At 72.8% G+C, this 11,132-nt stretch carries 7 protein-coding genes; 3 read left to right on the forward strand and 4 right to left on the reverse strand.

Annotation, left to right across the window (positions count from 1 at the left end):
• Positions 1–110: 110 nt before the first annotated feature.
• Positions 111–1,763 carry a GGDEF domain-containing protein gene (locus IE177_RS15150; protein WP_190015842.1) on the reverse strand — a complete coding sequence of 551 codons (1,653 nt, stop codon included), beginning with the start codon at positions 1,761–1,763 and terminating at the stop codon, positions 111–113.
• Positions 1,764–2,071: 308 nt separating this feature from the next.
• On the opposite strand from IE177_RS15150, the gene IE177_RS15155 reads away from it, so the two are divergent.
• Positions 2,072–2,608 carry an NUDIX domain-containing protein gene (locus tag IE177_RS15155; RefSeq protein WP_190015843.1) on the forward strand — a complete coding sequence of 179 codons (537 nt, stop codon included), beginning with the start codon at positions 2,072–2,074 and terminating at the stop codon, positions 2,606–2,608.
• 31 nt (positions 2,609–2,639) lie between these two features.
• Here the strand turns inward: IE177_RS15155 and IE177_RS15160 are convergent, their stop codons facing one another.
• Entirely contained in the window at positions 2,640–5,000 is a 2,361-nt protein-coding gene (locus tag IE177_RS15160; protein ID WP_190015844.1) for a glycoside hydrolase family 31 protein, read from the reverse strand.
• Between the two features lie 214 nt (positions 5,001–5,214).
• Between IE177_RS15160 and IE177_RS15165 the strand changes: the two genes are divergently transcribed.
• Both IE177_RS15165 and IE177_RS15170 read left to right on the forward strand, forming a co-directional pair.
• Positions 5,215–7,182: an acetoacetate--CoA ligase gene (locus IE177_RS15165; RefSeq protein ID WP_190015845.1), complete on the forward strand. Its 1,968-nt coding sequence runs from the start codon at positions 5,215–5,217 to the stop codon at positions 7,180–7,182.
• Between the two features lie 146 nt (positions 7,183–7,328).
• Positions 7,329–8,222, forward strand: a complete 894-nt coding sequence (locus IE177_RS15170; protein WP_190015846.1) for a DUF8829 domain-containing protein — start codon at positions 7,329–7,331, stop codon at positions 8,220–8,222.
• A gap of 107 nt (positions 8,223–8,329) precedes the next feature.
• On the opposite strand, the gene ptsP is transcribed toward IE177_RS15170, so the two are convergent.
• Both ptsP and IE177_RS15180 read right to left on the reverse strand, forming a co-directional pair.
• The gene (gene ptsP, locus IE177_RS15175; protein ID WP_190015847.1) at positions 8,330–10,000 is read right to left on the reverse strand and encodes a phosphoenolpyruvate--protein phosphotransferase; all 1,671 of its coding nucleotides are present in this window, start codon (positions 9,998–10,000) and stop codon (positions 8,330–8,332) included.
• Between the two features lie 77 nt (positions 10,001–10,077).
• A complete protein-coding gene (locus IE177_RS15180) occupies positions 10,078–10,527 on the reverse strand; it encodes a PTS sugar transporter subunit IIA (RefSeq protein WP_190015848.1) in 450 nt (149 codons plus the stop codon).
• Positions 10,528–11,132: the final 605 nt, after the last annotated feature.

Below are 11,132 nucleotides of genomic sequence, written 5' to 3' on the forward strand. Positions count from 1 at the left end.
TCACCGGTGTCACGAGGGCGTCAAGGTGGCCGACGGCGACGGTGACGGCGGCACGCCCCGGCGGCCTCGCACGGCGTCCATACCTCAACGGCGCCACTCACGGGCGCGGTTCACCTTCGCGGCTCGGCTGCCCCGACCCCGGCCCGGTCCCGCGCCGCCCCCGAACCGTCCCGGCGGACCTCTTGGCCGGGCAGCCCGGCGCGCCCGAGCACCCAGCTCGCGCCGTCGAGTGCCTTGGCCGCCTTCTTCAGCGGTGCGAGGTGGGCGGCGGCCTGGCGGTGGTCGCCGACGCTGCCCGGTGCGCACACGACCGTCGCGAGCGAGAGGGTGACCGGCCGGCCACCCGCCGACCAGGGCGCGTCGAGCACTGCGGTGACCAGCGGATCGAGAGCCTCCTCGTCGGCCAGCACCAGGAAGTCGTCACCGCCGATGTGACCCACGCGCGCGTGCCCCCCGACCGCCTGCTGCAGCGCCCGCCCCACCGACCGGATCAGCTCGTCCCCGGCCGCGAACCCGGCACCGTCGTTGACCTGTTTGAAGTGGTCGATGTCCAGCCAGCTGAGCGTGAACGCCCGCCCGTCCGCGATCCGCCGGTCCACCTCGCCCGTGATGGCGTCCGAACCGGGCAGCCGGGTCAGCGGATTGAGCCCCGCCGCCTCCTCGACGCGGCTCTCGGCCAGGGCCCGCACCAGATCCGCGAGCCGGACGACGCCCACGCACCGGCCGTACTCGTCGACCACCGCCACATCGTCGGAGGTCCGGTCACGGCCGCCGACCGCGACGACGTCCAGCACCTCCCAGGCGGTGGCGCCGACACCGACCGTCCTCGGGACGTCGCCCAGTTTGAAGGCCGGCCGGTCCGCGTACAGGGCGTGCCCGTAGCGGCCCGACATGGACAGCAGGAAGCGTGAGCGGTGCACCGACCGCACCGGCCTCCCCGCCTGGTCCGCCAGCAGCACACCGGAGACGTCCGGCGACCCGGTCAGCAAGGCCCGCACCTGCCCCGCCGAAGCGGTCACCGGCAGCACCGCGGCCGGACGGACGAACTCCCGTACCGGAGGCCCCGAGCGTGGCATGGCCAGGGAACCCGGCGCGCGCGGCGGAACGTACACGTCCGCCGCGGGAATCCGGGCCGGCGGCGCGAACAGCTCGCCCTGGGCCAGCTGCGCACCGGCCGACACCGCCGCCGCGCACTGCAGCTCGGTCTCCACACCCTCCACCGCGACCAGGGCACGCAGTTCCTCGCACAGCGTCCGCATCGACCGGACCGCGGCCGGCCGGCGCAGCAGCGAGGCGTCGAGCTTGATCAGGTCGGGGGAGAGGTCGGCGAGCAGCCTGAGGGGCACGTCGCCGTCCCCGACACCGTCCGCGCTGATCCGGAAGCCCTGCTCACGCAGCGCGGCCACCGCCTCCAGCAGGGCCCGCTGCGGCACGTGCGCGTAGGGCGGGACGATGTCGAGCGTCACCTCCCACGGCATGCGTCCTGCAGCGCGCACCGCGTCGTGCAGCGGTGTCAGGCCGCCCAGATCGGCGAGCGTGGCCGCGAACACGTTCAGGTGCAGCGGCAGCAGCGTCTCCCTGCGTGTCGCGGCGCGCAGCGCCAGCACGGCGAGCGTGCTGTCGAGACCGGGGTCGCGGCGGGCCTCGGCGAGGATGTCACCGGTCTCCGGGCGGGCGAGTGTCTCCAGTGCGGCGACCGCGCGCGTCCTCAGGTTGACCACGGGCTGGAAGGCGAAGCGGAGAGTATCCGTCCAGGAGTGCACGGGAGCATGATGGCGCTGCCCGGGGACGCGCAGGCGCAGTTCATGAGACGTTCACGCAGGATTCCCGGGCGATCACGCACAGTGTCGGACGGTGGAGGTCACCTCCTCCGTCGCATCGTCACGCACCCGCCGCGGGGCGGACGGCGGAAGCGGACCGCTCCGGTGAACCGAAAGCGGCTCTCCGGCGTCGTGATACGGGAGAGGCGGCCGGGGTCGACGGGGGTGATCCCGGCCGCCTTCCGACTTCCGTCGGTTCTCGCGCCTCGCCGCCGGAAGACGTCCCCGACGTGATCGGATACAGTCCGCGCGTGTCCGAAACTCAGCACCCATCTGTCAACTCCGCGCCAAACTCCCACTGTTCGAGCTGCGGAGCGCCGTACGGAGCAGACGCGACCGGCTGGCCGCGCTCCTGCCGGACCTGCGGGTCGGTCGCCTACCGCAACCCGCTGCCGGTCGCGATCGCGCTGCAGCCCGTGTACGACACCGAGGGCACGGCCCTGGTCGTGATCACCCGGGCCATCGGCCCCGCGCGCGGAGGCACGGCCCTGCCCGGCGGTTACATCGACGACCGGGAGGACTGGAAGCAGGCCGTCGTACGCGAACTCAGGGAAGAGACCGGCATCGACGCGCCCGCCCGCGACGTGCGGCTCGTGGACGCCATGAGCTCGCCCGACGGCCACCTCCTGCTCTTCGGACTCCTCCCGGAACGCCCGGCCGAGGGGCTCCCGCCGTCCGGCCCCACCGACGAGACCGCGGGCCGGCACCTGCTGCGCAGGCCCGAGGAACTCGCCTTCCCCCTGCACACCGTGGCCGCGCGGGCCTGGTTCGAGGGCCGCTACATCTGAGCCCCACGGGCCGGTCCGCCGCCGGCCGGCCTCAGCCGAGGCCCCTTACGCGCACCGGGCAGGGCGGCTCACCCGTGCCGCCCTCGCGCTCGCGGCTCACCACCACCCGCCGGTCCTGCCGACGGGCGACGTAGCGCTCGATCTCCGGCTCGTCCCACCCGTCGCCCGCGTCGGCCACCACCAGACCGCCACCCGTGCGGCCGTGCGGCGGCGCCCACACCTCCAGCTCCAGCCCGTCGTCCGCGCCCCGCACGGGCAGTACCGCCCCCGCGCGCGCGAACACCGGTATCCGCGACAGCGGCGCGTCGACGACCACCCGGGCCGGCCCTTCGTAGGACCGCTCCGTCGCGGTGTCGTACCACCGGCCCCTCGGCAGCCGGACCGCACGCCGTCCGGCCCCGGGATCCAGGACCGGGGCCACCAGCAGGCCGTCACCGAGGAGGAACGCGTCCTCGCAGTCCCGTAGCGCCCGGTCCTCCGGCGCACCCCACCACAGCGGCCGCACATAGGGCGCACCGGTCCGCCGGGCCAGACGCGCCAGCGTGACGAAGTACGGCAGCAGCCGCCGGCGCTCCAGCAGCGCCGCGCGCGCGTGCTCCAGCACCTCGGCACCGAACTCCCAGGGCTCCCCGCGCCCAGCGTGCGGACCCGCGTGCGTACGGAACAGCGGCAGGTACGCGCCGAGCTGCAACCACCTCAGGTACAGCTCCGGCGACGGGCTGCCGTCGCAACCACCCACGTCAGGACCCGAGTAGGGCACACCGCACAGCCCCAGGTTCAGCACCAGCGACAGCGACGCCCGCAGCCCCGGCCAGCCCGTCGCCACGCCCCCCGACCAGGTGCCCCCGTACCGCTGCATCCCCGCCCAGCCGGAGCGGGAGAACACGAAGGGCCGCTCCTTCGGCGACAGTTCGCGCAGCCCCTCGTAGCTCGCCCGGGCCATGCACAGCGCGTACACGTTGTGCGCCTCCCGGTGGTCGCCGCCGCGCCCCTCCAGGGCGTGCCGGGCCGACCGCGGCAACGTCCGCTCACCGAAGGCGTGGAGCGACGTCGGCTCGTTCATGTCGTGCCAGAACCCCGCGAAGCCCTGCTCCAGCCGCTCCTCGTACAGCCCGCCCCACCACTTGCGCACGCGCGCGTGCGTGAAGTCCGGGTAGACCGACTCACCGGCCCGCGTCACGCCCCGCACCGACCGCCCCGCGGCATCCCGGACGAACGCGTCCACAGCCGAACCGCTGTCGTACACGGCGTTGCCCGGCTCGGCCCGCACGGCCGGTTCGACGACCGACACCAGCCTTATCCCGTCGCGGCGCAGTTCCTCGGCGAGCACGGGCAGCTTCGCGAAGCGTTCCGGGTCCGTCGTGAACACCCGCTGGTCGTCGTGGTGGCCGATGCCCAGATGAACGGCGTCCAGCGGCAGACCACGTTCCTGGTGGCCCGCGACGACGCGCCGCACCTCCCGCTCGCCGCCCAAGCCCCACCGCGCGTGCTGGTGGCCGAGCGCCCAGGCGGGCGGCACCGCCGGGGCCCCCGTCAGCGCGGCCCACGTGTACAGCACACGCGCGGGAGTGCCCACCATCACCCAGCAGCGCAGCGGACCACCGTCCACGCGCACCTCGCAGCGCCCCGCCCGGTCGTGCCCGGACCCGGAGCCCTCCTCACCCTCCCGCAGGACCACCGTGCCGTCCCACGTCGTGTCGTGGAACACCAGATGCGTGCCCGCGTCCGCCACCACCAACTGCACCGGCATCGTCAGGTACAGCGGATCGTCCCCGGGCCCGAACGCGCGGCCGGGGTCGGTGTTCCACAGCCGGTACGCGCCGTCCCGCAGCCGGGGCCCCGCCGCCCGCCCGCCCAGGCCGAAGAACCGGGCGTCCGCCGCCACCTCGGAGCGCTGCGTCCACCGTGCCGGGCCCCCGCCGACCGGCTCCCACCAGCGGGGCGGCAGATCCCGCCGCAGCGTCACCCCGCCCGGCGTGCACACCTGCACCGCACCGTGACGCGAGACGACGACCGTCACCCGCTCGGCGACCACCCGCCAGCCACCGTCCTTGTCCGGCTCCAGCACCGCCCGCGGATCCGGCTCGAGACCGGCTCCCGCGAGCGCGTACGACGGCTGCGGGCCGGCCCCGTCCCAGCCCCGGAAGACGGCTCCGTTCACCGCCACGGTGATCCGCAGCTCCGACCGGCCGAAACGGATCAGCCCGCCTCCCGGCCCCGGCTCCACACCCTGCACCTGTCCCGGAACCCGCGCCCGTTCCGCCCCCCGCCGCGGCAGCCCGGCGGCGTCGACACGCCGCCTGCGCCACGCGGCCCGCATGGTGAGCCACCCCCGAGCCGCCCTCCCCGAACCGACCACACTCACCGAACGCACCAGGTCACGACCGTCCATGCTGCTCACCCTGCCACTGAGCGCCCCACGCGCGCGTGTCGTTCAACTGCCGTTCACCCGTGCCACGACCACATCTTCACGACAGGGACTATGTGGGGCGCGCCCTGGTGCAGAAGTCGATCACATGGCATCGTCCCTGTCAGCCGCGTCACGCGCACACCCCAGCCCGTGCGCGGACCGACGCACACGACGCGCACAGCCCGGGAGCCGCCCCATGTCGACCGCGAACCCCCAGCCGCTCTGGCAGCCCGATCCCGAGAGGATCGCCCAGGCGCGTATCACCCAGTTCCAGGCATGGGCCGCCGAGCACCACGGCGCCCCGGCCGAGGGAGGCTACCCGGCGCTGCACCGGTGGTCGGTCGACCAGCTGGACACGTTCTGGAACGCCCTCACGGAGTGGTTCGACGTACGGTTCTCGGCCCCTGCCACGCGCGTCCTCGGCGACCGCTCGATGCCGGGCGCCCAGTGGTTCCCCGGAGCCACCCTCAACTACAGCGAACACGCCCTGCGCGCCGCCGCCGACCGCCCGGACGAGCCCGCGCTCCTGTACGTGGACGAGACGCACGAGCCGAGCCCGGTGACCTGGTCCGAGCTGCGCCGTCAGGTCGGCTCCCTCGCCGCCGCACTGCGCGACCTCGGCGTAAGCCCCGGCGACCGGGTCAGCGGCTACCTCCCGAACGTCCCCCAGGCGGTAGTCGCCCTCCTCGCGACGGCCGCCGTGGGCGCCGTGTGGACCTCCTGCGCCCCCGACTTCGGCGCTCGCAGCGTCCTCGACCGCTTCCAGCAGGTCGAACCCGTCGTCCTGTTCACCGTCGACGGCTACCGCTACGGCGGCAAGGAGCACGACCGCCGCGAGATCGTCGCCGAGCTGCGCCGCGAGCTGCCCACGCTGCGCGCCGTCGTCCACATCCCGGTCCTCGGCACCGAGGCGCCCGAGGGCGCGCTGGAGTGGTCCGCCCTGACGGCGGGGGACCGCGAACCCGTCTTCGAGCAGGTCCCGTTCGACCACCCGCTGTGGGTGCTGTACTCGTCCGGCACGACCGGCCTGCCCAAGGCCATCGTCCAGTCCCAGGGCGGCATCCTCGTCGAGCACCTCAAGCAGCTCGGGCTGCACTGCGACCTCGGTCCCGGGGACCGCTTCTTCTGGTACACCTCGACCGGCTGGATGATGTGGAACTTCCTCGTCTCCGGCCTGCTCACCGGAACGACGATCATCCTGTACGACGGCAGCCCGGGCTACCCCGACACCGGCGCCCAGTGGCGGATCGCCGAACGCACCGGAGCCACCCTCTACGGCACCTCGGCCGCCTACGTCATGGCCTGCCGCAAGGCGGGCGTGCACCCGGCCCGGGACTTCGACCTCTCCCGGGTCCAGTGCGTCGCCACCACCGGCTCCCCCCTGCCGCCCGACGGCTTCCGCTGGCTGCACGACGAGGTCCGCGACGACCTGTGGATCGCCTCCGTCAGCGGCGGCACCGACGTCTGCTCCTGCTTCGCCGGAGCCGTCCCGACCCTGCCCGTGTACACCGGCGAACTCCAGGCGCCCGGCCTCGGCACCGACCTGCGGTCCTGGGACCCGAGCGGGCAGCCGCTCATCGACGAGGTCGGGGAACTGGTCGTCACCAACCCCATGCCGTCCATGCCGATCCGCTTCTGGAACGACCCCGACGGCAGCCGCTACCACGACAGCTACTTCGACACCTATCCCGGCGTCTGGCGCCACGGCGACTGGATCACCGTCACCTCACGCGGATCCGTGATCATCCACGGCCGCTCCGACTCCACCCTCAACCGGCAGGGTGTGCGCATGGGCTCGGCCGACATCTACGAGGTCGTCGAGCGCCTGCCCGAGATCAGGGAATCCCTGGTCATCGGCATCGAACAGCCCGACGGCGGCTACTGGATGCCGCTGTTCGTGCACCTCACACCGGGGGCCGCCCTCGACGAGGCACTGCTGAAGCGGATCAAGCAGGCCATCCGCGAACAGCTCTCACCGCGGCACGTACCGGACGAGATCATCGAGGTGCCCGGCGTCCCGCACACCCTCACCGGCAAGCGCATCGAGGTTCCCGTCAAACGACTCCTGCAGGGCACACCGATGGAGAAGGCGGTCAACCCCGGATCCATCGACGACCTGGGCCTGCTCGGGTTCTACGAGGAACTCGCCCGCAAACGCGCCTGAGCCGCCCGCGTCACCACCCGCGCACAGCCCCGGACCACCCACCGCGCCGACGGGTGGGGTCCGGGGCTCCGCCACCGGGCTCCCTCGTTGTCAGTGCCGCCGGTTACGGTGAGTGAGCATTGATCGACTGCGCACCAGGGGGAAACATGGCGCACACCGACCACCGGACCATGCGGCGCGTCCTGCACCGGGAGATCGCCGGCACCATCGGCCTGCTCACCGACGAACACGACTTCCGCAGCATGCGGCGATACCGCAGCTTCACCTTCGACGACCACGCGACCTATCTGCAGCAGGTCGAAGCCGTCCTCAGGGCCCGCGCCGCCGAGGGCGCCCTCACCACGATCGCCCTGTTCGACCCCGAGGACTACGCCGCCTACTGCGCCGGAACCGGTCTCGACCCCGAGGCCCCGGCCAGCCGGACGCGGTTCACCGCGGAACTCGCGGCAACCGGTCCCACCATTCCCTACGACGGCCGGCCCCTCGCCACTCTCCTGCCCGACCTCGTGGACGAAGCCGTACGCCAGGCCACCTGGGAGTACGCCACCACCCTGCTGACCCGCCTCGGCCCCTGCCCCACCTGCGGCGAGGACATCGGCAGGGCCGCCTTCACCCGCGCCTCCGACCTCGTGGTCCGCATCCTCGACGCGGCACCGCCGGGCGACCGGCACCTCGTGTGCAGCGTCTCCGGAGCACCGGACACACTCGTCTCCGTACTGCACGGCGACCAGGACGCCCACGGCGCCACCCGCCTCGACGAGGCCGAGGCCCTCGAGTTCACCAGCGTCCTCGCGCTCGGCCTGGCCACCCGCAGCCCCGGCGGTCTCGTCATGCGCACCAGCGCACCCGGCACGGCCGACCAGGTCTGCGGCTGGCGGCTGCGCGCCGGCGGCCTCGAACCACTCACCGCGTCGGAGGTCTTCGACGCCTACTGCACCGACCCCGAATCCGGCGATCTCGTCTCCCCGGAGCCCGACGTCGACTACTGCGCAGCACCCGACCTCGGCGAGGGGAACACGGAGGCGGACCACCGCCACTGACTCCCGCGCACGACGGGCGGGCAGAGGCACCGACGCCACAGGGGCGCCCCACCCGAAGGCGGGACGCCCCTGATCAGCCGGCACACCGGACGCGCCGACGCCCGCGGCTACTCGCCGGACAGCACGGCCTGAGCCGCACCGCGCGCCTCCTCGGCGCTGTCCGCGCTCCGCGCGGCCGCCGCGGCCCGCTCGCACTGCGCCAGGGTGAACTTCGCCAGCGTCGCCCGTACGTACGGAAGGGACGCCGCACCCATCGACAGGGAGGTGACACCGAGACCGGTCAGCACACAAGCCAGCAGCGGGTCGGAGGCGGCCTCGCCGCACACGCCGCAGCTCTTGCCCTCGGCCCGGGCGGCCTCGGCGGCCGACGCGACCAGGTCGAGCAGCGCGGGCTGCCACGGGTCCTGCAGCCGCGAGACCGCACCCACCTGCCGGTCCGCCGCGAAGGTGTACTGCGCGAGGTCATTGGTCCCGAGTGACAGGAACTCCACCTCCCGCAGGATGGAACGTGCCCGCAGCGCGGCCGAGGGGATCTCCACCATCGCGCCGAACTTGGCGGTCAGCCCCGCCGCACGGCAGGCGTCCGCGAACGCCTTCGCGTCCGCGCGGTCGGCCACCATGGGCGCCATGACCTCGAGGTGGACGGGCAGCCCCTCGGCGGCCTTCGCCAGCGCGGTCAGCTGCGTCCGCAGCACCTCGGGGTGATCGAGCAGCGTGCGCAGGCCCCTGACGCCGAGCGCGGGGTTCGGCTCGTCCGCGGGCGTCAGGAAGTCCAGCGGCTTGTCCGCACCCGCGTCCAGCACACGCACGACCACGCGGCCCTCGGGGAACGCCTCCAGCACCTGCCGGTAGGCCTCCACCTGCTTCTGCTCGGAAGGAGCGTTCTTGCTGTCGTCCAGGAAGAGGAACTCGGTACGGAAGAGACCGACGCCCTCGGCACCGGCCTCCACGGCCGCCGGCACGTCCGCCGGGCCGCCGACGTTGGCCAGCAGCGGAACCCTGTGCCCGTCCGCGGTCGCGCCCGGACCGGTCGAGGCGGCCAGCGCGGCCTTGCGCTCGGCCGCCGCGGCCCGAAGCTCCGCCTTCTTCTCCTCGCTCGGGTTCACGAAGACGTCGCCGGTGCTGCCGTCCACGGCGACCACGGTGCCCTCCGTCAGCTCCCCGGCACCCGGCAGCGCGACGACGGCCGGCACGCCCAGCGCACGTGCCAGGATCGCACTGTGACTGGTCGGACCGCCCTCCTCGGTCACGAAGCCGAGCACCAGCGTGGGGTCGAGCAGTGCCGTGTCGGCGGGAGCCAGGTCCCGCGCCACGAGCACGTACGGCTCGTCGCTGTCCGGCACGCCCGGCATCGGAACGCCCAGCAGCCGGGCGACGATCCGGTTGCGCACGTCATCGAGGTCGGCCACCCGCCCGGCGAGGTACTCACCGGCACCGGCCAGCAGCTCCCGGTAGGCCGCCAACGCGTCGTACACCGCGCGCTCGGCCGTGCTGCCGACGGCGATCCGCCGGTCGACGTCGGCCATCAGCTCGGGGTCCTGGGCCATCATGGCCTGTGCCTCGAGTACGGCCTGGGCCTCGCCTCCCGCCAGGTTGCCGCGCGCCGTCAGGTCGGCGGCCACGGCGTCCACGGCCTGGCGGGCACGCCCCTGCTCACGCTCCGCCTCCTCGGCGGGAATCTGCTTGGCCGGCGGCTCCAGCACCGCCGTGCCCATGTGCCGGACCTCGCCGACCGCCACGCCATGGCTCACGCCGACGCCTCGCAGCGTTGTCTCCATCTCACCCGTCTCCGTTAGTGCGGCGGGTCCCGCCGCCGCGGTGGTTGTCCTGGTAGCCGCCCGGGGCGGCGCTGCCCTCAGTTCCAGGCGAAGAGGCTGTCGCCGGCCTTGACGTCGCCGCCGTCACGGAGGTCGGAAAGAGAGTCGGCCGTGGCTTCGAGCGCGACGACGGGGCACACCGGGGACTTGCCGGAGGCCTCCACCGCGGCGGGGTCCCAGCGCACGATGCTCTGCCCGCGCGTCACCGTGTCGCCCTTGGCGACGAGCAGCTCGAAGCCCTCGCCGTTGAGCTGGACGGTGTCGATACCGAGGTGCGTGAGCACACCGTGCCCGTTCCCGTCCACGACGACGAAGGCATGCGGGTGCAGGGAGACGATGACGCCGTCCACGGGCGCCACGGCCTCGGAGGGCTCGCGTACGGGGTCGATGGCGGTGCCCGGGCCGACCATGGCCCCGGAGAAGACCGGATCAGGCACTGCAGCCAGTCCGATGGCACGTCCGGCAAGAGGGGACGTCACGGTGGTCATGGGAAGCCTCCCAGGGAGTGGAGCTGCTTGCGGGCCATCACCGGGTGCCCCGGGCGGCGCACTGAGCAGCAGGCTATGTCAAGTGAACTGGCGGTTCCGTATAGAAGCTACCAGTAAGTGGTCTAGACCACCAACCCCCCGGATTTGCACCCGTCTCGAGGCCCCGTGTACAGTCGTACTCCTGCTCGGGCAGAGGGATGTGAAAGCGTCCTCGCTCGGCAGCACCCAAACTCGTCGGATCCTACTTCTGGATCTCCTTCTGCGTGCCCGCAGGGGGGTGGTCAGGAAGACGGAAAAACCCTGATAGAGTTTGGAACACCGAAGGGAAGCGCCCGGAGGAAAGCCCGAGAGGGTGAGTACAAAGGAAGCGACCGTTCCTTGAGAACTCAACAGCGTGCCAAAAATCAACGCCAGATTAGTTGATACCCCGTCTCCGGTCATCACGATCGGGACGAGGTTCCTTTGAAAAACACAGCGAGGACGCTGTGTGCGAGTGGATTATTCCTCCTCTCGCACCGCTCTCGTGGTGTTGCACCGGCTGAATTACGGCCGAGTAAACATTCACGGAGAGTTTGATCCTGGCTCAGGACGAACGCTGGCGGCGT

The organism is Streptomyces lucensis JCM 4490 (genome assembly GCF_014650035.1).
GTDB classification, from domain to species: domain Bacteria; phylum Actinomycetota; class Actinomycetes; order Streptomycetales; family Streptomycetaceae; genus Streptomyces; species Streptomyces lucensis.